This window comes from Neoroseomonas terrae (assembly GCF_018129025.1).
Lineage (GTDB): Bacteria > Pseudomonadota > Alphaproteobacteria > Acetobacterales > Acetobacteraceae > Neoroseomonas > Neoroseomonas terrae.
Window position 1 is genome coordinate 58,829 of the sequence record NZ_JAAEDI010000003.1, and the last position, 23,344, is coordinate 82,172.

A 23,344-nucleotide genomic window follows, 5' to 3' on the forward strand; every position below is an offset into this window, starting at 1 on the left:
GCGAAGCAGTATTTGGCGGACATGCCGATGCAAAGATACGCGTCGCCTGTTCTCGGGTGCTCGCGAAAGTCGAAAGCACGGCCGGTACCACTGATTATTATGCGAAGTCCGATGCGCGTATTTCGCGTTCGAGACGCGACGCCGATGATTGCGAAGACCAGGTGATTGCCCTAGACAGTCGCTCGGCCAGTCGATTGTATAAAAAAGAGGCCATGAAACGAAATTTCGGACTAGCTCTGGCTTTCGCTTGGTTGTTGTCAGCTTCGCCGGCTTCCGCCTCGGATCCGTCGGATCTGCGCGCCGAGGGCGTTGCCGCGGCGCGTGCAGGGCGGACAGCCGAGGCTGTGGGTTTGCTTGAGCGCGCCCGCTCGCTTGCCCCTGCCGACCGTGAAATCCTTGCCGATCTGACCGTCGTCCTATCCTGGGCCGGCCGTGACCGCGAGGCACTCGCTCGCTTCGCGACGCTGGGTGAAGCCAACGCCCCAGCCTATGCGCTCGCTGCCGCCGCCGTGTCCGCCCGCCGCAGCGGCCAGACTAGTCGTGCGGTGCGCCTCTATCGCCTCGCCATGCGCCGTGGTGACGACAGCCTCGAGACGCGTCTCGGTCTTGCGCTCGCCGAGGCCGCGCGTGGTGACGCCGCGGCCGCGCGCGCGGCTGTGGATGCGGCTGAGGCCATCGCGCCCGGCAACCCGCGTGTCCGGGAGGTTGCGCAGGCCGTCGACCGCACGCTTCAACCTGACCCGGCCGCGGTGGCTAACCGGCTCCGCTCATCGGCCCGCACGTTGGGCGTTGAGCGCGCGACCGCGGATGCCATCAGCGCGTCCCCTGGGGCCTCTCCGGCCACCATAGCCATGTTGTCGGACACGCTGATGGAGCTGGGTCGCCCATTCGATGCCCTCATCGTGCTTGAAGGCGCTCTACGCGCCAATCGCGACGATCGCGCGCTGCGACGTCGCGAAGCCCTGGCGCTGGCGTCCGTAGGAGCACCAGAGCTCGCGCTGATGCGGGGCCAGGGCGTGTTGGATGTCGCCGAGGACCGGCGCATCCGCAACGCCGCCAATGCCTTCCTGGTGCGGTGGGGTGCACAGATCGCCGCCCCCGACCCCCGCGACCCGGCGTCCCGCTACGCCCGAACGGACGCGGCGCTGGCGGCGATCGACGCGGCCATTGCCGCCTGGACGCCCCTGGGTGCCGAGGCCGCCGGTGCCGTTCGCAATGCGCGGCTCGATCGCGTCGTGGCGTTGCGCGACCGCGACCGGATGGCGGAGGCGCTGGTCGAGGCCGATGCGTTGCGCGAGGGCGGCGCCCTGCCGCCCTATGTCCGCGAAGCGGTGGGCGACGCGCTGATGGCCGAGCGCCGCCCCGAGGAGGCGTTGGAGGAGTACCGCGCCGTCGTCGCAGCGGATCCCGCCGCGCTGAACCCGTCACTCGGCCTGTTCTACGCGCTTGCCGAACTCCGCCAGTGGCAGGAGGCGCGCGAGATCGCGGACCGGCTGGAACGCGAAACGCCGGCGTTCCGGACCCTTCGCGGCCCGGAACCGCCGGCCGAGGAATGGGCCCGCGTCGATGCCGTCCGTGCCGGCATCCTGTGGCGCATGTGGGGCGACGACCTCGCCGGCGCGGAGGCGGAAGCTGATCCACTGGCCGCTGCCGCGCCGATGAACAGTTCCCTGCGGGCGCTGCGCGGCGACATCTGGCGGATGCGCGGCTGGACGGAGCAGGCGCTGGAGGAATACGAGACGGCGCTCACCAACGACCCGAACGCGCTCGACCTGCGTCTCGGCCGGACGGAGGCGCTTCTGGAGCGGCGCCGCTGGGCCGATGCGCGGGCCGAGATCGAGACGCTGGGCCGCGAGTACCCGGCAAACGCCGCGGTGCGGCGCCTTGTCCGGCGGCTCGAGATCCACGACATGCGGCTGTTCGAGGCCGAGGTGACCGGCGGCCTGCAGCGCGGCAACCAGGACCCCGAACTCGATGTCCGGACGCGGCTGTGGTCGGCGCCGATCGCGGAGGATTGGCGGGTCTTCGGCGGCTTCAACCTGCGCACCGGCAACACCGTCAACGGCTACCTCACCACCTATCGCGCCGCGGCCGGCGCGCAGTGGCGCGTGCCGGAAGCGATCGTCACCGGCGGCGTGACGTTCGACATGGAAGGCGTGGATCGCGGCGGCGCCTTCCTCAACGCGACCATCCGGCTGAATGACCAATGGACGCTGGACGGCACCGGCGAGATCACGGCGGCCGATACGCCACTGGCGGCGCTGCGGGCCGGCATCCATGCCGATGCCGCGGGCGTCGGCATCACCTGGCGGCAATCGGATCTGCGCGAGGCCGCCGCATCCTTCCGCGTGATGGAGTTCTCCGACGACAATACGCGGCTGATCGGCTTCGCGCGCTGGCAGGAACGCGTGATGAACCTGCCCGACTGGAAGCTTGACCTCCAGCCCTACGCCTACGCCACCAGCAACACGCGGGACAACGCGCCCTACTACAACCCCGAGCGGGACCTGGAGGTGGCCACGACCGGCGCACTAACCTGGATCGCCTGGCGGCGGTATGAACGCGACCTGCGGGTGCGTTTCATCGCCACCGGCGGTGCCTACTGGCAGGAGAATTACGGCTGGTCGCCGGTGGTCGCCCTGCGGTGGGAGAACCAGCACAACCTGACCGACACCATCGCCCTGTCCTACGGCGCCGGCTGGGTGCGGCGTGACTACGATGGGCTGAGCGAGGACAGCGCCTCCGTCACCGCCGCGCTGCGCTGGAGATTCTGATGCGCCTGATGCCTCTCTGCCGGCGGGGATTCCTCGCGCTGCCCGCGGCGCTGGCCCTGCCGCGCGGCACTGCGGCGCAGCCCGGCCCAGGCCGCTTCGCCGCTCTCGCCTACCATGAGGTCGGCGATGATGGGCCGACGCGCCACTACTCGATTTCCGAGAGCGAGCTGGTCCAGCACCTGTCCTTCCTGCGGCAGGATGGCTGGCACTTCGTCGATGTCGATGCGCTGCTCGCGGCACGCGACGGCCGCCGGCCGTTGCCGGACAAGGCCGTGCTGCTGAGCTTCGACGATGGCTATAACGACTACTACACGCGCGTGCTGCCGCTGATGCAGGCGTTCCGGGCGCCGGCGGTCTTTGCCCTCGTCACCGGCTGGATGGAGACGCCGCCGTCCGGCACCTTCGACTATGGCGGCACGCCGACGCCGCGCAGCGCGCTGCTGACCTGGGCGCAGGCGCGCGAGATGCAGCGCAGCGGATTGTGCGAGTTCGCCTCCCATACGCACGACCTGCATCATGGCGTGCTCGCCAACCCGCAGGGCAATGTGCAGCCGGCGGCGATCACGCGCATCTGGGATCCGGCGACGGCGCAATACGAGAGCGACGCCGCCTGGACGCGACGGGTCGAGCAGGATCTGGGGCGCGCGAGCGCGGTCATGGCGCGCGAATTGGGTCGCAGGCCGCGCGTGATGGTCTGGCCGTATGGCCGGTACAACATGGAACTGGTCGGTATCGCGCGGCGGCTCGGCATGCCGGTCGCGATGACGCTGGATCCGGAGCCGGGCCGCGTGGATCGGCTGGGCACGGTCGGCCGCATCCTGACGATGGGCGACCCGCGCGTACCCGATATCTCCCGGCAGCTCCGCTTCGATCCCATCGTGCGCGACCGCGTGCTGCATGTGGATCTCGATCACGTCTACGACAGCGATCCGGCGCAGAGTGCCCGCAACCTCGATGCGCTGATCGAGCGCGTGGCGTTCCTGGGTCCGTCGCATGTCTACCTCCAGGCCTATGCCGACCCGGATGGTGATGGCGTGGCCGACGCGCTGTATTTTCCGAATCGGCACCTGCCGATGCGGGCGGACCTGTTCAACCGTGTGGCCTGGCAACTCTCCACCCGCGCGGGCGTCCAGGTCTTCGCCTGGATGCCGGTGCTTGCCTTCAAGCTCGGCGGCCCGGAGGATCTGGTGCTGTCCGTCCGTGACGGATCAGCGGCTCCGGATCGCGAGCAGTATCGGCGCCTGTCCCCGTTCAGCGCCCGTGCGCGTGGCTGGATCGGCGAGATCTATGAGGATCTGGCGAAATACGCCCCCTTCGCCGGCCTGCTGTTCCACGACGATGCGTTCCTGACGGATTTCGAGGATGCGAACCCGGCGGCGCTGGCGGCCTACCGCACCGAGGGGCTGCCCGGTGACATCGCCGCCATCCGCGCCGATCGCGCGGCGATGGCGCGGTGGACGGCGCTCAAGACGCGGACGCTGACGGCCTTCACCCTGGAACTGACGGAACGTGCGCGTCGGTGGCGCGCGCCGCTCCGGACGGCGCGGAACCTTTATGCGCAGCCGGTGCTGAACCCCAACGCGCAGGAATGGTTCGCGCAATCGCTGCCGGATTTCCTCGCGAACTATGACCGGGCCGCGCTGATGGCCATGCCCTACATGGAACAGGCGCGGAATCCCGATCGCTTCCTGCGGGACCTGTACACGCGCGTCGCCGCCACACCAGGTGGCATCGCGAAGACGGTGTTCGAACTGCAGGCGGCGGATTGGCGGCGTCAGCCGGCGCGCTCGGTCCCGGCACAGACCTTGCGCACCCAACTCCGCCTGCTGCAGCGCCTCGGCGCACATCACATGGGTTGGTATCCCGACGACTTCATCCGGGGCCTGCCGGACGCCAGGATCGTGCAGGACGTCATATCGTCCCGCACTTTCCCGTTTCGGCGGTAGGCCGCCATGGATCCTGCCGCCGCGCTGCTGGCTGCCCTGTTCGCCTTCGTCGGCTACTGGCCGCTGTTCATGATGCTGATCTGGGTGATGGGTGGCCTCACCTTCTACCACCTGCATGAGCGCGGCAGCCGGCAATCCGACGTGCCCCCTGTCGCGCCCGACGGGCCCTTCGTCACCATTCTCGTCCCTTGCTTCAACGAGGAAGACAACGCCGAGGAGACCCTGCGGGCCTGTGCCGCGCAGCTCTATCCGCATTTCGAGATCGTCGCCGTCAATGACGGTTCGCGCGACCGCACCGCCGAGGTGCTGGATGCGCTCGCCGCAGAGATACCGCGCCTGCGCGTCGTGCATCTCGCGCAGAACCAGGGCAAGGCGGTTGCGCTGCGGACCGGCGCACTGATGGCGAATGGCGAGGTCTTCGTCTGCATCGACGGCGATGCTATCCTGCATCCGCATTGCGTCGGCTGGTTGGTGCGGCGGTTCCGCGAGCGCCCGCGCCTCGGCGCCGTCACGGGCAATCCGCGCATCCGCAACCGGTCGTCGCTGCTGGGCCTGCTGCAGGTGGGCGAGTTCTCGGCCACGATCGGGTTGATCAAGCGGACGCAGCGCCTGGTCGGACGCGTCTTCACGGTCTCGGGCGTCGTCGTCGCGTTCCGGGCAAGCGCGCTGCGCGACGTGGGCTGGTGGACGCCGGACAACCTCACAGAGGACGTGGACGTCACCTGGAAGCTGCAACGTCGCCGGTGGGCCGTGCATTTCGAACCCAATGCGCTCTCCTACATCCTGATGCCGGAGACGATCCGCGGGTTATGGAAGCAGCGGCTGCGCTGGGCGGAGGGCGGCGCGCAGACGTTCCTGCGCTACACGCGCGATTTCCTGGATTGGCGCGACAGGCGAATGTGGGGCGTGCTCGCCGAGTACGCCGTATCAGTCCTGTGGTGCTACGCCATGATCCTGACACTCGTGCTGACCGCACTCGCCGTTCTGGGTGTCCTGCCGCCGTGGCTTGAGCCGCCAGCCACCCCACTGGCGATCTGGGGCATGATCCTGTCGGTGGCGTGTTTGCTTCAGTTTGCTGTGGCGCTCTGGATCGATCGCCGGCATGAACGCGGGACTGGCGAAGCGTATCGCCCGCTGATCTGGGTGATCTGGTACCCTGCGGCGTTCTGGGTGATCTCGGCAGCATCGACCGTTGCCGGCTTCCCGAAGGCGCTTTTCCGGCGCAGCGGCCGGCGCGCGCGCTGGGTCAGCCCGGATCGGGGATTCCGGTGATGGAGGGTTTCACGCCGCCGCTGATTCTGCGCGCGACATCGCGTCCAGCCCTCGCAAGGATCGGCGATGTGGTTGTCACGGCATTGCTTTGGACAGGCTGGCTATATCTGCTGGTTGCCGCCGTAGGCACGCTGTGGGTGCCCCCTTTCGTACACCGGCTGCTACCGGTCGATGCGCCGTCGAGCGTCCAGGATATGCTGACGAGGGCCGCGCTGTGTACAGCGATTGCGGGTGGGCTGTGCGCTGCGGTGCGCTGGCGGGTTTCGCAGCACCGCCGTTGGTTCGCCGGCGAAGATCGGCGTCGTTCGGTGCCGCAGCCGGATCTCGCTACCATGGCGGCGGACTTTGACGTGTCAGCCGAGGCGCTTGCGGCGTGGCGCATGTCACGACGACTGGTCGTGCATCAGGATCACGATGGACATGTCATCAAGGTAGAGCAGGGCTAGCATAATATGCGCGATAATGGCGCTTCAGGACCGGTACGATAGCACAGTAGATACCGACACGATCGGCACGCACCGGGTGGGCATCTGCGCCGCAGAGCGTTCGTGGTCCTTAAGTCCCGCAACGCGGGGGGAAGGAGGAGTGGCTGCTGCTGCGTTGCGGTTGCCGGTGCTTTGCCGCTCCATCACCTCGCCCTGGCGCCTTCCCCTTAAGCCACGCGCACCGAGCCCACGTGGTCAATTCCACCGTTGGCGTTGGCGCTCTGCTGCCTGCCGTTGCTGTTCTTCCATATGCCGGCGCATCTCGTCCGCGTGGCGGCGCCGCTCCTCAGCGTAGCGACGATGCTCCTCCGCTTCCCGCCGAGACGCCTCTGCTCGGCGTCGTTGCTCCTCCTCCCGCCGCTGTTCATGCTCGGCGCGGCGCCGGTCCTCCGCTCGGCGGCGCTGTTCCATCGCGTGACGGTGCCGCTCATCGGTGCGTCGCCGCCATTCCTCCTCGGCTTGGCGCTGGCGCTCCCGAGCCTCGCGGTCTCGCTCTCGCGCCTCACGCTCGCGCTCCATGCCTTCGCGGTGACGCTCCGCACGCTGCCGCTCCTGTTCTGCCCGATACTGACTGCCCTGCGCATGAGCAGGGGTGGCTCCACTGACGACATAAAGAAGCAGCGGCAGGATGCGTCGTGTTGTTCGCGGGAGATTACGCATGGGTTCACGTCCTCTAGCCACATGGCTAATGACGCGAGCAACGCACGCGATCGCGGGAAGTTCGCGGCGACAGGATGGCGACCTCGCGGCAAAAGGCGTGGAGGACGACGCCGCCACTAGGTTGCAACTATGCCGCCAAGCCGCAGGAAGGCTACCGCCGGCATGACATGCGAAGCCTGACCCAGCGAGCCGGGCGCGCCTTGATGGAAAATATCAAGGAAATGAAGCTGCGATTGAGCTTTCTACGGTGCATGCACGCTCCGCGGAGGTCCCAGGGGTTTCGCATCCAGCCCTTCAACTTCGAACGCTGTGAGAGCGGTATGCAGGTCCCTTTCCCTTGCGCACGCGGGGGCCAGCAGATGCATTCGCCATAGATCATCCGGCCTTCGGAGCCACGAGGTCCAGTGCCTCCACGAAGCGGGCGGCAAGGTTCGGCAGCGGCCGCTGGCGCGACGTGAGTATCCGCGCCGGAAGCGGCACCGATGGCAGGAATGGCCGGGTCTCCATCCCCTGCTCGCGCGCCGCCAGCACGGCGAACCCATCAAGCACCGTCACCCCCGCTCCGCCGTGTGCCAGCGCGCACGCCACCGAGGATTGATTCACCTCGACCCCGATCCGCAGCTCAACATCGGCGTCCTCGAAGGCACGAGCAACCAACTGTCCTGCCGGCAGGTGCCGCGCCACGGCGATTATGGCCTCGTCGGCAAGGTCGGCTGGCGTCAGCGTGTCGCGCGCGCAGAGCGGGTGTCCGCGCGGCAGGACGCAGCCGAGCGGCAGTACGGATAGGTCCCTTGCCGACACGCGGGCGTCGCCGACATGGCCGATCACCATGCCGATGTCGACGCGATGATCCGCGACCAGGGATGCAGCCTCCAGCATCGTCATGATGCGCATGTTGACGGTGACGTCGGGGCGTTCCGCCCGGAACGCGCGGATGGCGGCGGGCACGATGCTGTGGGCCAGCGTCGGCGTCACGGCCAGCCGCAGCAACCCTGATCGGCCTGCACGGAGATCGCTTGCCATCCGCTGCACGACGTCGATCGCGGCGAAGGCGTTGAGCGCCTCGGGGAACAGCGAATGCGCCTCGGTCGTCGGCAGCAGCCGCTTCTTCACCCGCACGAACAGCTTGAAGCCCAGCCGGTCCTCCGCCTGCTGGAGCATCTTGCTGACGGCGGGCTGGGAGATGCGCAACGCCTCCGCCGCGGCGGTGACGGTGCCGCGTTCCATCACCTGGCGGAACACCTCCATTTCCCGGAGGCTGAGGATCATAACATCAGACCATGATCTCTGTCGGAATTCGTATTTGAGCGCATGAAGGAAGCCTGAGCAAATCGCCCCAGACGCGGCCACCGAAGGGCCAGCGGTGGAGGAAGCCATGTCCGTATCCGAACGCAGCGCGCCCGGCGCTGCCAGCGCCTTCGCCGAACTGATGGAGGTCCGCGGCCTTGGCAATGCAGCCGACGCCGAGGTCGGGATTGCCGGCAGCGACCCGTTCTTCCGCACGCCGCTGCGCGTCGGCGAAGCCGCGGCTGCCGTGCTCGGCGCCATCGGCGTCGCCTCGAACGATCTGTGGGAGGCGCGCACTGGCCGCCGCCAGCAGGTCTCAGTGGACGTCACCCAGGCCGCGGCGACAACCCGCACCGTGGACTACACGGAAGGCCAGAAGCCCGACGGCAGCTTCGAGCACATCCCCATCCCCCAGGGGATGAAGGACATGATCGCCGCCACTCAGCCCTGGCCGACCAAGGATGGCGCCTGGGTCCTGCCGCATCTCAACCTGCCGCATCTGAAGGACCGCGTGCTCGGCGTGCTCGGCGCGGAATTCACGCCGCCAGCCGTGAAGGAGGCCGTCGGCCGCTGGGACGCCGATGCGCTGGAGGAAGCGATCGCCGCCGCGAATGGCTGCGGCGGCCGCGTTCGGAGCCCCGAGGAATGGCTCGCGCATCCGCAGGGCCGCTATCTCGCCGCGCGGCCGGTGGTCGAGATCACGAAGGTCGCCGAAGGTCCGCCGGTGCCGCTGCGCGCTGGCGATCGGCCGGCCTCGGGTGTGCGCGTTCTTGACTTCACGCGCATCCTGGCCGGCCCGATCGGCGGCCGAACCCTGGCCGAGCATGGCGCGGAGGTGCTGATGGTCGGCGCCGGGCACCTCCCGCAGACGCCCGAACATGTGCGCGACACGAGCCACGGCAAGCGCAGCTGCTTCCTCGACCTGCGCGACGCATCGCAGGCCGCGCGGGCGCAGCAGCTGGCGCGCGAGGCGGATATCGTCATCGGCGGCTACCGTCCTGGCCGGCTCGCCGCCAATGGGCTGGGACCCGAGATCGCGGCGGAGAAGCCCGGGCGCATCTACATGACGATCTCCTGCTTCGGATCGGGCGGTCCCTTCGCGGATCGCAGCGGCTGGGAACAGGTCGCGCAGGTCGTCACCGGTGTCGCGCAGGTCCATGGCGCAGCGATCGGCGACGGGACGCCGAAGCTCGTCTTCGCGCCGGTCTGCGACTACCTCACGGGCTACATGGCCGGGTATGGCGCGCTGCTCGCGCTGGGGCGCCGGATGCGCGAAGGCGGCAGCTATCACGTCAACGTCTCGCTATGCCAGTCAGCCATGTTCCTGCTGCGTCAGGGCACGGTCGGCGGATTCGAGAACGCGCCGGAACGGCTGACGCGCGCACAGATCGACGCCATGCACGTCACCTCTGACACGTCCTACGGACGGCTGAAGACGATCGGTCCCGTGCTGCGCATGTCGGAGACCTCCCCGCATTGGGCGCGGCCGACGCCGGCTTTCGGCAGCGACGCGCCGGAATGGCTCGCTGCCTGACTGCCATGGGCACCATCGCGGCTATCCGTGGCCACCATGTCGGCTTCGCGCCGGCGACGGCGCTCGGCAACGCGGCGGGTTTCATCCGCCGGCGCGACTTCCTACTGCTGGAGATCGAAGCCGATGACGGGACGATCGGCTGGGGCGAGGTCGGTGCTTCGCCCTGGGCGGCGGCCGCGCTGATCCGCCACGGCTTTGCGCGACAGGTGATCGGCCAGCCCGCGGCCGCGCATGGCCGCATCTTCGAGGCACTGCTCGCCCAGCGTGGCTATGACCAACGCGGCGTATCGATGATGGCGATCTCGGCCATCGACATGGCGTTGCACGACGTCGCGGCGCGGCGGCAGGGCGTCAGCGTCGCGGCCCTGCGCGGCGGCGCGCTGCGCAACCGCGTGCCGGCTTATGCCAGTGGCCCGTTCATGCTGGAGGGGCCGGATCCCTATGCGGGCTTCCCGCGCGACATCGATGCGTATCTGCGGCGCGGCTTCCGTGCCATCAAGCCGCGCGCCGGTGCCGGGCCCGCGGCGGATGGCGCGATGGCGGAGGCGCTTCGGCGCCAGGTCGGGCCGGACGTCGCGCTGATGGTGGATTTCAACCGCGGTGTTACGGCGCGCGCGGGTCTGGCCTCGGCGCAGCTCATGGCGCCGGCCGGCCTGCTCTGGATCGAGGAACCCACCGTCCCCGAGGACCTTCCCGGCTATCGCATGGTCGCGCAGACCTCGCCGATCGGCATTGCGGGCGGTGAGGCGCTGGGCAGCCTGGCCGCGTTCCGCGAGCTTCTCGAGACCGGCGCCGTCTCGGTCGTGCAGCCGGATCTGTCCGTCTGCGGCGGCTACTCCGGCTATGCGCGCGTTGCGGCGTTATGTGCTGCCTGGGACCTGCCGGTCATGCCGCACGTCTTTGGCACGCTGGTGAACTTCCATGCGTCGTTGCAGGCGGCGGCGCTGACGCCGTCCCGGCGTGGCGGTGCCGCCATGCCCTATCCCTTCTTGGAGTGCGATGTTTCGGGCAACCCGCTGCTGACGATGCTCGGGGAGGTGCCGCTCGATGCCGATGGGATGGTGCGGTTGCCCGAGGGTCCCGGGGCGGGCTTCGACCTGCGCGCCGAGCAATTGTCGCCCTGGCTCGTCGAGAGCTGGTCGGTCGCGGCATGACGGCGCGCATCCCGTTCACCGCCGGTGATGCGGCGCCCGCATTCCGCGCGCCGCCGGGTGCCGCGGACTGCCACCATCACATCTACGACGACCGCTTCGCTCCGGACGCGCGCGCCGTGCTGCGGCCGGACGCTGCGACCGCGGCGATGTACCGGAGCCTTCGCGATCATCTGGGACTGTCGCGCAGCGTCGTCGTACAGCCATCGACCTATGGCACCGACAATGGCTGCCTTCTCGACGCGCTGCGGCAGCTTGGCGATGCGGCGCGTGGCGTCGCGGTGATCGACGAGGCAGCCAGCAACGGCGCCTTGCAGGAGATGCATACAGCCGGTGTTCGCGGCATCCGCTTCAACCTTGCGCGGCCGGCCGGTGCAACGCCGCAATTGCTGGAGGTGCTGGCCAAGCGGATCGAACCGCTTGGCTGGCATGTGCAGATCCATGCGCCGGCAGGCACGATCGCGGATCTGGCGTCGTCGCTTGCCGCGCTGCCCGTGCCGGTGGTCATCGACCATCTCGGCCGCTTCCCGCAGCCTGATGCCACGGCTCATCCCGCCTGGTCAGTCCTGAGGCGGCTGGTCGATGCCGGGAAGTGCTGGGTAAAGGTCTCCGGCGCCTATCACGACAGCGCCGCAGGTGCGCCGGACTACGCGGATACGGGCGCGCTGACCCGAGCCTGGCTGACCGCCGCGCCGGAACGCGTCGTCTGGGGCACCGACTGGCCGCACCCGGCGGCGACCGCCGGCGAGAAGCCGTTGCCGGACGATGCGCGGCTGCTCGACCTCCTTGCGGACTGGGCGCCCTCCAGCGCGACGTTGCATCGCGTGCTGGTGGACAATCCCATCGCTCTCTACGGCTTCGCGCCCGTGGCGCCGGTGGCCGATCAATCACGAACCATGACAGGAAACGAACCATGATCCGCATCGACCGCCGCCGCCTGCTGGCCGGCGCCGCCGTGCTGACCGCGACGCCCTTCGCCGCGCGCGCGCAGGAGGCCGCCTGGCCGTCGCGGCCGATCAAGTACATCGTGCCCTACACGCCGGGGGGCGGCTCCGACATCGTCAGCCGCCTGGTCACGGCCACCATGTCCGGGCTGCCGGGCGGGCCGCAGTTCGTCATCGAGAACCGGCCTGGCGCCGGCGGCAACATCGGCGTCAAGGCGCTCGCGGACTCGCCGCCCGACGGCTACACGATCGGCGTCATCACCATCGCGACGCATGGTGTGAATCCCACGCTGTATCCGAACCTGCCGTTCGATCCGGTCAACGACTTCACGATGATCTCGCAGCTGAACCTGCAGCCGGTCGTGATCGCGGTGAATGCCAATTCGCCGATCCGCACTCTCGGCGATCTGCTGCGCAACACCGGCCCCTCCGCGCGCGAGCTGACCTTCGGCAGCGCCGGGAACGGGCTCAGCGGCCACGCGGCGGGCGAGCTGCTGCGCCAGCGGGCGGGCGTGAGGATGATCCATGTCCCGTATCGTGGCAGCAGCGGCGCCTGGGCGGACCTGCTGGGCGGGCGCATCGACCTGATCGTGGACAATGTGGCGACGGCGGTGCCGCACGCGCAGTCCGGCCGGGCGCGCATCCTGGGCGTGTCGTCGCGCCAGCCGATGCCCGGCGTCGATGCGCCGACCATCGGCAGCCTCGTGCCTGGTTTCGTCGTGGATTCGTGGAACGTTCTGGCCGGGCCCAAGGGCATGCCCATGCCGATCGTCAATCGCCTCGCCGGCTGGGTCGGCCAGGCGATGGAGGTGCCGGCGTTGCGCGCCCGCTATGCCGAGCTGAATCTGATCCCGCCCGAGAACACCTCGCCGGAGTTCGCAGCGACCTTCGTTCGGCAGCAGATCGCGATGTGGGCGCCAGTGGTGCGTGAGGCAGGGATGCGGGTGGACTGAAACAAACGTTGCGAGTTCGACGGGATCTGGCGCGGAATGCGATCGTCGAGCAGGCCTACGAACGATATCGAATGTGCTTGAGGCGTTTCGAGCTTGGCTTTGGCCGCAACGCCGCAGCTGCCGGCCTGTCAACCTTGATCTGTGGCGTGGTGACTTACGGGGCGCGTGACGGCGCGGCGCCTCGATCTTCATGCGCGCGGTAGGCTCGACCGTGGCAATCTGAACGAAGTCGCGCGGAGCTAATTCTGCGCCAGTTCGATCACCGGCACCTCGGCGAGATCCAGCGTGCGCGCGGCGAGCACGCGCCCGTGGCCGGCGATGATGCCGTTAGCGCCGTCGGTCAGCACCGGGTAGTGAAGCCGACTCGCGGACGCTGGAGGCGATCTGCGCGACCTGGTCGTCGGAGTGCGTGCGCGCGTTCGGAGCGTATGGAATTAGGTCTGCTGTTCTAACCCTTTTGTAGGCGGGGAAGTCTGCGGGCGGCGGGGCGTACACCGGCATCCCTTCGTGTTGGAGCGTCGTTTGGCAGCGCGTCGCGACCACAATTAGATACCGGATCGAGATTCCTCGGCACAATCGACCGCAATTGCGATGCTCCACGCGCAAATTGCGATCGGCGCTATTTTCTTTTCGTGCTCTGCCCTGAACTACGACAGCGATCGAGGACACGATCTCGCCTCGCTCTCCCCAAGGAGCGAGCCGGATTCCCGGGTCCGGCTCCTCCCCTTAGGGGAGCAACTCCGGGAATGCCGGAATGCGGTAGAAAACCACCAATTTTTCGCGTCCCGTGCGCGTCGCTGAGTGATCATCCCTCGGCCGCGCCGCAAGTGATGGAGACGTTGCCTCATGCTCGGCTGGGCCGGGACTTGCGGGATTGTGGCGAAGCTGACCGGCACAACCGGTGGAATCGACCACATGGTCAAGGACAGCCAGTGATTGATCGGCACCGGGCAGATGATCGTCGGAAATCATGATGATCTGGCTGATCGGACTACGGACAGATTTCCTGTTCACGGCGCTGAACAGAAGACTTTTCCCCTGGGCGGTGCTGTGATCTCCTGCACGGGCTGCATCCCAAAACCGGAGCACGCCCATGAGCGGCCCGCGCGATTGCCTCTACGAGCCGGTTCAGCTTGTGGCGCCGCAACTTCGGGTCGGCATCCTGCTGGACGCGCCGAAGGCGGAGCGCTGGGTTCGCTCCATCCTTACCGATATACAGGAGGCGCCCTTCACGCAGATCGCGCTGGTCGTCCTGAATGATGAGGCATCTGCCCCGCCACCGCGCCGCTCCGGCGCCGGCATGTGGGCGGCGCATCTCGAAGGGCAGATGTTCTGGCAGTACGCCAAGCGCGACCAGCGCAACCAACGCAATGGCAGTGTCCTGACGCACACGGATGTGGCGGACCTTCTCGCGGAGGTGCCGCGCCTGCAGGTCAGGCCCGCGCGTAAGGGCTTCGTGCATCGCTTCGCCGATGAGGATCTGGCGGCGATCCAGGAGCACGATCTCGACGTCCTGCTGCGTTTCGGTTTCAACGTCCTGCGCGGCGGAATCCTGCATGCAGCGCGGCATGGAGTGTGGTCGTTTCACCACGGGGACAACAGCGCCTATCGCGGCGGGCCGGCGATGTTCTGGGAAATCGCCGAGCGCAATCCCGTCACCGGCACCATCCTGCAGGTGCTTACGGATGAACTCGATGGCGGTGAGGTGATCTACCGCAGTTGGGGCGCGACGGGGCGATCCATGTGGATGTCCGCGAGCCGCGAGCCGCTGTACCGCAAGGCCTCGCCCTTCGTGATCCGCTGCCTGCGCCAACTCTACCAGCGGGGCGGCGAGCCGTTGCCGGTGGAGGCGCCGGGGGCCAAGGGCCGCCTCTACCGCAAGCCGACCAACGCGCAGATGGCTCCGTTCCTGGCGCGGGCGGCGCTCCGTTCGCTGCGGAGCCGGATAGCGAACCGCCTCGGCCAGGAGGAGTGGTTCCTCGCCTATCGGCATGAACGGGAAAAGTTCGTCACCAATACCGCGCGCGTGGACATGTCGGGCTTCGTGCCCATGCGGCCGCCCGCACATGAATTCTGGGCCGACCCCTTCGTCCTGAAGCACGAGGGCACTGATCACGTGTTCTTCGAGCGCTACGACCGCCAGGCCGGACGCGGCGACATCTGGACCTTCGCCTTCGACGCCGCCGGCAGGCCAGGGTCGATGCGGCCGGTCCTGTCGCTGAGCCACCACCTGTCCAGTCCCTTCGTCTTCGAATGGGAGGGGGCGGCGTACATGGTCCCGGAATCCGCGGAGGCGCGCACAGTCTCGCTATACCGCGCGACGCGCTTCCCTGACGGTTGGGAGCATGTGTGCGACCTGCTCTCTGGCGTAGCCGTGGTGGATGCGACCTTGTTCGAGCACGAAGGCCGCTGGTATCTATTCGCCAATGCGAGCGAGGATGGCGGGCCGCTCGACGACGAACTGTTCCTGTTCCACGCCGAGACGCCGCTCGGTCCCTGGCGGCCGCACCCGATGAACCCGATCAAGTCCGATGTCCGATCGGCCCGGCCCGCGGGGCGGATCTTCCGGCGCGGCGGAGTGCTGATTCGCCCGTCCCAGGATTGCTCGGTCCGCTATGGCTACGCGATCAACCTGTGCGAGATCCGCGCCCTGTCCCCCACGGCGTACGAAGAGCGCGTCATTGACCGCATCACGCCCGACTGGCTGCCGGGACTGATGTGCTGCCATACGATCAATGCGACCGATACCGTCGAGGTGGTCGATGCCAGGCGTCGCGCCGGCAAGGGGTGGCGATCCCTGCGCGCCTAAAGGGCGTGATCCAGTTCACCGATGTGTGCAGCAGCGCAGCTGGAAGGCAGCCGGCCACGTCAGGATGACGAGCGCAGGAAGCGGCCCTTCCTAAGATCCGCTTCTCAGAAGCTGGGCCTTGGAGCTGCCGGGCCCCTTTCGGCCAACATCCGACACAGCAATGCGGTGCGCCCGGCCTACCCGCAGGCGAGGCACGTCACCAGGCCGCGTTTCTCTCGCGCAGGCTCGATCGTATAGCCGCAGCGCATGCAGTTCGCGCCGTCGTCGGATGCGTCGAACGGATCAGCGACGCGCCTGATTGGGCCAATCGCCGCCAGATTGCGCCGCTGGGCAACGCTGGAATGCGATTCAGTAGCTGGGGCGAAGGCGGCGCCACCAGAACCTGCTGGCTCGGAAGCTGGATGTTTGCGAGGTCGCCCCGGGCCGCGGCGCGGTGGGGCGTGCAAGGAGGCGGGCGGCGCCGCATCGGCCACTCGGGCTGAAGATTCCCATGCGGGCATAAGATGCGCGGTGGGTGGCAGTGGTGATTGGGCGGTAGGAGCGGGCTCAAGGAGCGCAGGAGCGCCGAGGGGCGCCTTGGCTCGAAAGCCCTCTTCCCACGATGCTGCACGGACATGCGTGTCAACGCGCTGCGGCCGATCGCGGACCGCACCCCCGGATCTAACACGGACGACTTCGACAGCCCGGCTGCCGGACGCGCCAGCGCGTCGTGGAATGGTCAGCACTTCGCGCCTGTTTGGGGCATCCGTGCGGTCGTCTTTGAAGTTGGCGAAAACGCGATCCTTGTCGTCCATCGATAGTCCTGAAGGGAAGTTGTGCATCGCCTGCGTGATGAACTTGGAGGTCGATCACAGATTCGCAGCAACGAAGGACTGCTCAGGCGATCAGGTTACTGAACATTCGACGGAAGCCCAGAAAAACAAGTCCTGATTTCAATGTGTTAAGCTTGAGGGTAAAATCGGCCCACCCTCAAGGTTCGGAGACTCTTTGCTCTCTCCGGCCGAAATTCGCGCTGGTTGCGCCGTCGAACCATCAAGGCCCGCACGCAAACCCCGGCCAAACCTGCGCCTCAGCGGGGTGCCCTGATCAGGAGAGGCAGGTTGTGAGAGAGACGAATGGAGCAGCGGTGGGTACTGGGAACGGAAATTCTCTGGTGGGCGGGAGACCGGTGGATGGAAGCGGATCCACAGGCCACGCGTTGAGAGATTAACCGCCCAGAATGGCCAATGCTCTGATCGGTGGCACGATCCGTGTCGCAGCTGATGTGTCGCGCCTTCCAACTCGCGCGGGTTCATGACGCGGGCCGGAAGCCCAGTCCTATTCACAGCGTATTCTCGGGACTGTCCGCAACGGGATGGCCCCGAACTACGAGCGAAATCAGTCACGAGGCTCCTCTCGCATGCAGGCGTTCGATGCGAGCCAGCTGGTCAAGACCGCGGCCCCGGCCAGGAAATCGCTGATCTCCATTGCCTCGTCGGGGTTATGACTGCCGTTCCTGTTGCGGACGAAGATCATGGCAGAGGGGACATCAGCGGCCGCGAACGCCGCGGCGTCGTGGGATGCCGGGCTGCCAAGTGGCATCCACGGAATGCCGAGCTCATCCGCTCCTTCTTTCAGGGCTACCTGTAGCTGCGGGTCCATACGCCCGACCTCGGCCGCTGTCCGCCGGCCCAGATCGAAAGTCACACCGCGGCGCTGCTCGATCTGGGTGATGATCGACGCGATCTTCCGCTCCAGCCCCTCGAGCACGGCGTCGTCGTAGGCACGGACATCCAAGCTGAAATCGAAGCGGCCGGGAACAATGGTCAGCCCATGCTGTGCCGGGTCGGTCCCGAACTGGCCAAGAGTAAATGCCATCGGCGTTCCGGCCGCCTCGTGCTCCTCCCAAACGGCATCCAGTGCCACCGCGAAGTCGCTGGCAGCTATCGCTGCGTCACGACGGAACCGGCGCGGCTGTCCGACATGGCCCTGAACGCCCGTAATGCGCGCTTCCGGAAACCGGAAGTTGCCCGGAATGCCCGTGCAGATTGCTACGGGACGGCCCTCCGCGACCAAGCTCGGTGCTTGCTCGATGTGCAGCTCGAGAAAAGCTCTGACCTGTGCGGGATTGAGGTGCCGGGCCCCGGCGCGAATGGCGGCCGGGTTCCCCCCGAGGTCGGCGATGTGCTCGCCCAGGCTTCGTTGGCTATCGACCCGACGCGCCTCAAGGGCGCCGGCAGGGAGGCTTCCCAGCGCCGATCGGCTGCCGATATAGGACACCCGGAACCAGATGCTCTCCTCCGCCCGCACGCCCATGACAATCAGGTCGCAACGTGGTGTCATACCGAGTTGCTTCAGGGCGGCGATGGCGACGAGCCCGGCGGCTACACCAGCCGCACCGTCGTAGTTTCCGCCCTGCGGGACCGAGTCCAGGTGCGAGCCGATGATCACAGCGGGTGCGGACGGGTCGCGCCCGGGCCAGCGCATATAGGTGTTCGCGGCGTAGTCCCGTGTCACCTCGAGGCCAAGGGCCTCGGCCCGTCGGGCAACGAGCGTGTGCGCGAACTCTTCACCCTCGCCATAGGCTGCGCGCGTGACTCCCGCTTCGGCCTGACTTCCGGCCCGCAACTCGTCGAAGAGCGAGGCCGCGTAGCCGGTCTGCTGCAGAACAGCCGCTTGGAGGTCGGCGGGTGCGACGGGTCGCGTGGTCGGGGCCATCACAGAATCTCCAAATTCGCAGGTAGCCGGCGTCAGTGGCTGGGCGCGCGCCTTGATAGCCGCTAACCCGTGACGAACGGAAAGGTCCGGTCGATCGGCACGTGACGGTAGGGCAGCGTTGTCAGGTCGGCCGGCCCCCAATCGGGCGTGTCCACGATGATGATGTGCTCGGCAAGGCGTTCCCACACGGCGCGGAAATGCGTCTTCGAGCGAAGCACCACGATACCGAAGTCGCGCGCGTCCAGGCCGAACTGGATGAAGGGGTCCTCGTCCACGCCGAACGCGGGCTCGCTGACCAGGCTGCCGGTGATCCCACCCACTTGCAGCAACGCTGTGGTCCCCAGGCGCACGAGCTTGCCATGTGAGTAGGGACCGGAAACACGGAACTCCTTCTCGCCCGCGAACAGGACCTTACCCGTCAGTTCCACCGGCCCGCCTGCCCGGGAAGAGGACTTGCCGCCGGCCATCACCGTGACCGTGGCGCCGACGCCAGCCGCTGCGGCCTCGGCGGCGGCCTGCGAGTCCCAGAGGAACGGAACCGCGGTTCGCGTGGCACCGCGCTCCAGCAGGGCGCCCAGTGCATAGGTGCTGTCGTTGGCGCGGTCCGCGTGTTCCAGCAGCACCACGGGGCGGGATGCCCGCTCCGCCAGCGCTATCGCCTCAGTGACGCCGTGCTCTAGGCTCGTGACCATCCCCCGGGGCATCAGGTCGTTTCGCGCAGGAAAGACCCGGTCCGATAGGGAGCGGGCCGCAGCCTCGGCCGCCGCCCGATCCCCATCGGCGACGGCAACGACCGAGAAGCCACAATTCGGCACGTCGGCGTAGGAGAAGCCGGCGAAGAGCGGCACGTCGAGCACAGGCCCCCCCTCGCTCCCGGCCGCGGCGGCCAACGCGACGAGATCGGCAAGCGGCCGCAGGGACGTCGCGCTGGCGATGCTGGGCACCATCACCCCTGGCCTGACGATGGCTGTGACGGGGCGGATCTCGCCGCGAAGCGTGCGTACCATGCAGCGCGCGGCGCGCTCGCCGGTCTCGCGAAGCCGACCGACAAGCCGATCATCAGCCAGGGACGGCGGAATGCAAGGCCGACCCTGGGCTTGACCATTAGGTACATGCGAGCCGCACTATTAGCCGTGACGCCCCGGGGATTGGAGCTAAGCCACTATGAGCATTGCCTTCCTGCACTCGAAGGGCACAGAAGCTGCTATCGCGATCCCCGCAATCGGACTCGATCTCCAGGTCCGCATGCCGCCCGAGGCGAGTGGTGGCGCCTTTAGCATCATCGAGACATTAAACGCACCCGGCGCGGGTCCGCCGCGGCACCGGCACGTCGAAGCCGAGATCTTCCGCGTTATCGAGGGCCGCTACCTTTATGAAGTCGATGGCCGACGCTTTTATGCGGACGTGGGCGACGTGGTCAGCATTCCAGGTGGCGCGGCGCACGGCTTCGTCAATGTTACCAACCGGCCTGCACGGCAATACATCCTCATTGCGCCGGCCTTGGATGCTGTCGGCTTTTTCACGGGGCTCGCGCAGATCATGCGCGACGGCGTGCCAGACACGGCAGCGCTTAACGCCTTCAGTAAGGCCTGGAAGGTCGAGTTCCTGGGGCCGCCAGTGAAGGCGAGCGAGGGGTCTACGCCTTAGGCGCGGGAGACAACGAACCGCAGATCTCGCATTATCGGGGATCCGAAAGTCGACCGGCAGCGTCCGCTTGGCTGCTCGCCTGTTTGGAGCGAATGGTGGAGCGCGCAGCGATCATCGGGCCGCCCCGGAAATACTCGGGGCTCGGCTGGTAGCAACCGGCTTATCGGATGCGGAACCGGAGTCCGACGATGATGAAGCTGTCCGACACTCAGCGCGTGATCCTCAGCCAAGCCAGCCCGCGCGATAGCGGGCACCGCTCGCCGGCCCGCTTCGGTCAAGCGCCGAACCGCGCCCGATACTCCTGGGGCGTTGTCGTCAGAAGGCGAAAGAAGCTGCGCCGCATCGTCTCTTCGGAGCCAAAACCACAGCGTTGGGCGATGCGTTTCGTCGGTAGGCCCGTTTCGATGAGCAGCCGTGACGCGGTCTCCACACGAAGGCGTTCGACGGCGCGTGCGGGCGTCAGGCCGGTCGCCTCGGCGTAGTGGCGACTGAAGCTGCGTTGGCTCATGCCGGCCTCGCGCGACAGGATGGCGAGCGAGAGATCGCTACCGAGGTTCTGCTCCATCCAGCGGTGCAATGCGTCGAAGCGGTCGCCCGACTGCAAGGACAGCGTCACGCTGAACTGCGCTTGGCCACCAGGTCGCTTAAGGAACATGACAAGGCGGCGCGCGACCTCCAGAGCGGTGGCGCGGCCGAGATCCTCCTCGACCATGGCCAGGACGAGGTCGATACCCGCCGTGACACCCGCCGAGCTCCAGACTGAACCATCGCGCACGAAGATGGGATCGGCTTCGACCCGGACTGCAGGGAATCGCTGCGCGAGCTCGGTGCACCAGCGCCAGTGAGTCGCAGCCCGCCGTCCGTCCAGTAGTCCCGCGGCTCCCAGGAGAAAGGCGCCCGTGCAGACCGAAGCAACGCGGCGCGCGTCGCGTGCGCGTGCTTGAAGCCATCCGACAAGGTCCGGATCGGCGGCAGCGGCATGAACGCCGGGTCCGCCGGTGACCAGAAGCGTGTCGACAGGGTGATGCGGCGATGGCAGCGGCGCTGCAACAAGACCTAGTCCAGCGGAGGTGGCGACTACTCCGCCTGATGGAGCGACCACCCGCGCCGAGTACGTCGGCTCGTTGCCTTGCTCCGTCGCCATTTGATTGGCCGACGCCAGGACCTGAAGGGGGCCGCAGACATCCAGCAACTGCGCCGCGGGAAACGTGAGGATCTCGACCGCGCGGCAGCCGGTTGGCGAAGATCGAGGGGCATTTGGCATTCCGGCCAGATGCTGACGCGGTAATGTCGGGTCGTCCAGCGAAAAGGACATGCAAGTCATGGCAGTAAAGGCGCTTGGAACGGCCTCTATTTAAGCCCGACGAGCATATCCCTAGCACAAGAAGACCTGGAGGTAGCATCAATGATCGGACGGCGCTCAACATTAGTCGGCACGACTGCTGCTGCGGGTATGCTAGCCTCTCCAAGGCAACCGGGCGCGCAATCCGCGAGCGGAGGTAGGCAGGCAGGCTCTGCGTCGCAACCTGCAGCAGCCGATGCGCCCCGGAGATCGAAGAAGATCGGCGTGGTGATCTTTGCCGGCTTCGAGGCGTTAGATGTCTACGGGCCCGTCCAAATGTGGGGGCGTCTTCCAGATCATGAAGTAGTTATGGTCGCTGAAGATGCAGGCCCAGTGAAGTCGTCGCAGGGCGCGGAGACCGTTGCCGACTTCTCGTTCGCAAACGCGCCACCTCTTGACGTCTTCATGGTTCCGGGCGGCATCGGCACGCGAAGGGAGGTCAACAACCCCGCAATGCTCGAGTTTCTGCGCCGGCAAGACAGTTCTGCAGAATGGACAACCTCTGTATGCACCGGCTCCGCCGTTTTGGCGAAAGCAGGCATCCTTGCCGGAAGGCGTGCGACGACAAATAAGCGGGCTTGGGCATGGGCAACCAGCCAGGATCAGTCAGTACTTTGGCAAGGGCGTGCACGCTGGGTGACCGATGGGAAGTACGTCACCTCATCGGGCATCTCGGCTGGGACCGACATGGCGCTTGGGTTCGTTGAATTGCTTTACGGTCGTGCCCTGGCTGAACGGATCGCCCACGGTGCGGAATACATGTGGAATGATGACCCCAACAATGATCCATTCACCATTGAATGACATGTACTGAGCCGCCTTAAACTTCGCGGTGTCCAGTCGCCAGGACATGCACGAACCTCGCGCCAAGGCGCGAATGAGGCCTCGGACCGGGACGGCTCAGCGATGCCGGCTCTAGATGGGTCGCAGGCTGAGGGGCGAGTGGGTGCGAGGTGCGCCAAGCTCAAACCATACGGGAGCATGATCGCTCGCTCCCTCCTCCCCGCGGACAGCCCGATCGACACTGGCCGATCGCAGCCTCGGAGCGAGATCAGGACTCAACAGGAGATGGTCCAGCCTGAGGCCCGCATCGCGGGGCCATCGCTGCCGCTTGTAGTCCCAGAAGGTGTAGATGCGCTCGCGCGGATGCAGATGGCGGACTGCGTCGGTCCAGCCCTGGTCGAGCAACCGCTGATAGGCTGCGCGTGGCGCCGGCTGTACGAGCGCGTCCTTCGACCATGAGGTCGTGGGATAGATGTCGATCTCCGTCGGCGCGACATTGAAGTCGCCAGCGATCACGATCGGATAGCCGCCGGCAAGCAGCGAGGCCGCATGCGCCGCCAGCCGATCGAACCAAGCCAGCTTGTAGTCGAACTTCGGTCCCGGCTGCGGATTGCCGTTGGGTAGGTAGAGGCAGGCGACCAGGATGCCGTTAACGGCCGCCTCGACGTAGCGAGCCTGGTGATCGCTGGGATCGCCAGGCAGGGCGGTGCGGGTCAGCACCGGCTCCCGACCTCTGGCAAGAATGGCGACGCCGTTCCAGGTCCTCTGGCCGACCCAGACGGCTTCATAGCCCTCGCTTCGTAAGACGGCCTGAGGAAAGCTGCGCTGGTCGGCTTTCAACTCCTGCAGGCATACCACGTCCGGCTCTGCGTCTCGCAGCCACGCGACGAGGTTCTCGAGCCGCCGATTGACGTTGTTGATGTTGAAGGTCGCGATCTTCATAGATGGCCATCGTGCCACTGGACTCTGACCGCAACGCGCGCTGCGCCGTTTCGTTGAGCATCGCCTTGAGCGACGCGGCGGCTGAACGAGGGACAGCGATGCGAGACCGACCGATCGG

The 23,344-nt window shown here is 67.2% G+C and carries 17 protein-coding genes; 12 read left to right on the forward strand and 5 right to left on the reverse strand.

The annotated features are described in order from the left end of the window. The first annotated feature begins 344 nt into the window (after window positions 1–344). The 5 genes from pgaA (at window position 345) to GXW78_RS03000 (ending at window position 7,257) form a co-directional block, all read left to right on the forward strand. A complete protein-coding gene (gene pgaA / locus GXW78_RS02980) occupies window positions 345–2,774 on the forward strand; it encodes a poly-beta-1,6 N-acetyl-D-glucosamine export porin PgaA (protein ID WP_211865947.1) in 2,430 nt (809 codons plus the stop codon). Further along, a complete protein-coding gene (pgaB, locus tag GXW78_RS02985; protein WP_211865949.1) occupies window positions 2,774–4,720 on the forward strand; it encodes a poly-beta-1,6-N-acetyl-D-glucosamine N-deacetylase PgaB in 1,947 nt (648 codons plus the stop codon). Before pgaA ends, pgaB begins: the two co-directional genes overlap by 1 nt. Window positions 4,721–4,726: 6 nt before the next feature. After that, window positions 4,727–5,992: a poly-beta-1,6-N-acetyl-D-glucosamine synthase gene (gene pgaC, locus GXW78_RS02990; protein WP_211865950.1), complete on the forward strand. Its 1,266-nt coding sequence runs from the start codon at window positions 4,727–4,729 to the stop codon at window positions 5,990–5,992. Beyond that, a complete protein-coding gene (gene pgaD, locus GXW78_RS02995; protein ID WP_211865951.1) occupies window positions 5,992–6,438 on the forward strand; it encodes a poly-beta-1,6-N-acetyl-D-glucosamine biosynthesis protein PgaD in 447 nt (148 codons plus the stop codon). Before pgaC ends, pgaD begins: the two co-directional genes overlap by 1 nt. Window positions 6,439–6,684: 246 nt before the next feature. Continuing rightward, window positions 6,685–7,257, forward strand: coding sequence for a hypothetical protein (locus GXW78_RS03000; RefSeq protein WP_211865952.1), 573 nt, complete (start codon window positions 6,685–6,687; stop codon window positions 7,255–7,257). Between the two features lie 255 nt (window positions 7,258–7,512). On the opposite strand, the gene GXW78_RS03005 is transcribed toward GXW78_RS03000, so the two are convergent. Continuing rightward, window positions 7,513–8,406, reverse strand: coding sequence for a LysR substrate-binding domain-containing protein (locus GXW78_RS03005; RefSeq protein WP_211865953.1), 894 nt, complete (start codon window positions 8,404–8,406; stop codon window positions 7,513–7,515). A gap of 106 nt (window positions 8,407–8,512) precedes the next feature. Between GXW78_RS03005 and GXW78_RS03010 the strand changes: the two genes are divergently transcribed. The 5 genes from GXW78_RS03010 (at window position 8,513) to GXW78_RS03030 (ending at window position 15,815) form a co-directional block, all read left to right on the forward strand. Further along, a complete protein-coding gene (locus GXW78_RS03010; protein WP_211865954.1) occupies window positions 8,513–9,958 on the forward strand; it encodes a CoA transferase in 1,446 nt (481 codons plus the stop codon). Window positions 9,959–9,963: 5 nt separating this feature from the next. Then, the gene (locus GXW78_RS03015) at window positions 9,964–11,112 is read left to right on the forward strand and encodes a mandelate racemase/muconate lactonizing enzyme family protein (protein ID WP_211865955.1); all 1,149 of its coding nucleotides are present in this window, start codon (window positions 9,964–9,966) and stop codon (window positions 11,110–11,112) included. Beyond that, window positions 11,109–12,026, forward strand: a complete 918-nt coding sequence (locus GXW78_RS03020; protein ID WP_211865956.1) for an amidohydrolase family protein — start codon at window positions 11,109–11,111, stop codon at window positions 12,024–12,026. The genes GXW78_RS03015 and GXW78_RS03020 overlap by 4 nt, the downstream gene beginning before the upstream one ends. Next, window positions 12,023–13,006 carry a Bug family tripartite tricarboxylate transporter substrate binding protein gene (locus GXW78_RS03025; RefSeq protein WP_211865958.1) on the forward strand — a complete coding sequence of 328 codons (984 nt, stop codon included), beginning with the start codon at window positions 12,023–12,025 and terminating at the stop codon, window positions 13,004–13,006. Before GXW78_RS03020 ends, GXW78_RS03025 begins: the two co-directional genes overlap by 4 nt. A gap of 1,093 nt (window positions 13,007–14,099) precedes the next feature. Then, a complete protein-coding gene (locus GXW78_RS03030) occupies window positions 14,100–15,815 on the forward strand; it encodes a glucosamine inositolphosphorylceramide transferase family protein (protein WP_211865960.1) in 1,716 nt (571 codons plus the stop codon). A gap of 1,377 nt (window positions 15,816–17,192) precedes the next feature. Here the strand turns inward: GXW78_RS03030 and GXW78_RS03035 are convergent. Together GXW78_RS03035 and GXW78_RS03040 are read right to left on the reverse strand one after the other, a co-directional pair. Continuing rightward, entirely contained in the window at window positions 17,193–18,512 is a 1,320-nt protein-coding gene (locus GXW78_RS03035; RefSeq protein ID WP_211865962.1) for a Zn-dependent hydrolase, read from the reverse strand. Between the two features lie 62 nt (window positions 18,513–18,574). Next, window positions 18,575–19,591, reverse strand: coding sequence for an MlrC C-terminal domain-containing protein (locus tag GXW78_RS03040; protein ID WP_338147678.1), 1,017 nt, complete (start codon window positions 19,589–19,591; stop codon window positions 18,575–18,577). An 85-nt stretch (window positions 19,592–19,676) separates the two neighbouring features. Between GXW78_RS03040 and GXW78_RS03045 the strand changes: the two genes are divergently transcribed. Further along, the gene (locus tag GXW78_RS03045) at window positions 19,677–20,159 is read left to right on the forward strand and encodes a cupin domain-containing protein (RefSeq protein WP_211865964.1); all 483 of its coding nucleotides are present in this window, start codon (window positions 19,677–19,679) and stop codon (window positions 20,157–20,159) included. A 274-nt stretch (window positions 20,160–20,433) separates the two neighbouring features. On the opposite strand, the gene GXW78_RS03050 is transcribed toward GXW78_RS03045, so the two are convergent. Next, window positions 20,434–21,474 carry a GlxA family transcriptional regulator gene (locus GXW78_RS03050; protein ID WP_246521816.1) on the reverse strand — a complete coding sequence of 347 codons (1,041 nt, stop codon included), beginning with the start codon at window positions 21,472–21,474 and terminating at the stop codon, window positions 20,434–20,436. Window positions 21,475–21,726: 252 nt separating this feature from the next. Between GXW78_RS03050 and GXW78_RS03055 the strand changes: the two genes are divergently transcribed. Next, complete coding sequence (locus GXW78_RS03055) at window positions 21,727–22,305, forward strand: DJ-1/PfpI family protein (protein ID WP_211865965.1); 579 nt, start codon at window positions 21,727–21,729, stop codon at window positions 22,303–22,305. A 111-nt stretch (window positions 22,306–22,416) separates the two neighbouring features. Here GXW78_RS03055 and GXW78_RS03060 read toward each other — a convergent pair whose 3' ends face one another. Then, window positions 22,417–23,226, reverse strand: a complete 810-nt coding sequence (locus GXW78_RS03060) for an exodeoxyribonuclease III (protein ID WP_211865966.1) — start codon at window positions 23,224–23,226, stop codon at window positions 22,417–22,419. Between the last annotated feature and the right edge of the window lie 118 nt (window positions 23,227–23,344).

Excerpts from the sequence above, each read along its gene's own strand:
- pgaB (WP_211865949.1), top strand. The coding sequence starts at position 2,774 with ATGCGCCTGATGCCTCTCTGCCGGCGGGGATTCCTCGCGCTGCCCGCG.
- pgaC (WP_211865950.1), top strand. The coding sequence starts at position 4,727 with ATGGATCCTGCCGCCGCGCTGCTGGCTGCCCTGTTCGCCTTCGTCGGC.
- pgaD (WP_211865951.1), top strand. The coding sequence starts at position 5,992 with ATGGAGGGTTTCACGCCGCCGCTGATTCTGCGCGCGACATCGCGTCCA.
- GXW78_RS03005 (WP_211865953.1), bottom strand. The coding sequence starts at position 8,406 with ATGATCCTCAGCCTCCGGGAAATGGAGGTGTTCCGCCAGGTGATGGAA.
- GXW78_RS03010 (WP_211865954.1), top strand. The coding sequence starts at position 8,513 with ATGTCCGTATCCGAACGCAGCGCGCCCGGCGCTGCCAGCGCCTTCGCC.
- GXW78_RS03015 (WP_211865955.1), top strand. The coding sequence starts at position 9,964 with ATGGGCACCATCGCGGCTATCCGTGGCCACCATGTCGGCTTCGCGCCG.
- GXW78_RS03020 (WP_211865956.1), top strand. The coding sequence starts at position 11,109 with ATGACGGCGCGCATCCCGTTCACCGCCGGTGATGCGGCGCCCGCATTC.
- GXW78_RS03025 (WP_211865958.1), top strand. The coding sequence starts at position 12,023 with ATGATCCGCATCGACCGCCGCCGCCTGCTGGCCGGCGCCGCCGTGCTG.
- GXW78_RS03030 (WP_211865960.1), top strand. The coding sequence starts at position 14,100 with ATGAGCGGCCCGCGCGATTGCCTCTACGAGCCGGTTCAGCTTGTGGCG.
- GXW78_RS03035 (WP_211865962.1), bottom strand. The coding sequence starts at position 18,512 with ATGGCCCCGACCACGCGACCCGTCGCACCCGCCGACCTCCAAGCGGCT.
- GXW78_RS03045 (WP_211865964.1), top strand. The coding sequence starts at position 19,677 with ATGAGCATTGCCTTCCTGCACTCGAAGGGCACAGAAGCTGCTATCGCG.
- GXW78_RS03050 (WP_246521816.1), bottom strand. The coding sequence starts at position 21,474 with ATGTCCTTTTCGCTGGACGACCCGACATTACCGCGTCAGCATCTGGCC.
- GXW78_RS03060 (WP_211865966.1), bottom strand. The coding sequence starts at position 23,226 with ATGAAGATCGCGACCTTCAACATCAACAACGTCAATCGGCGGCTCGAG.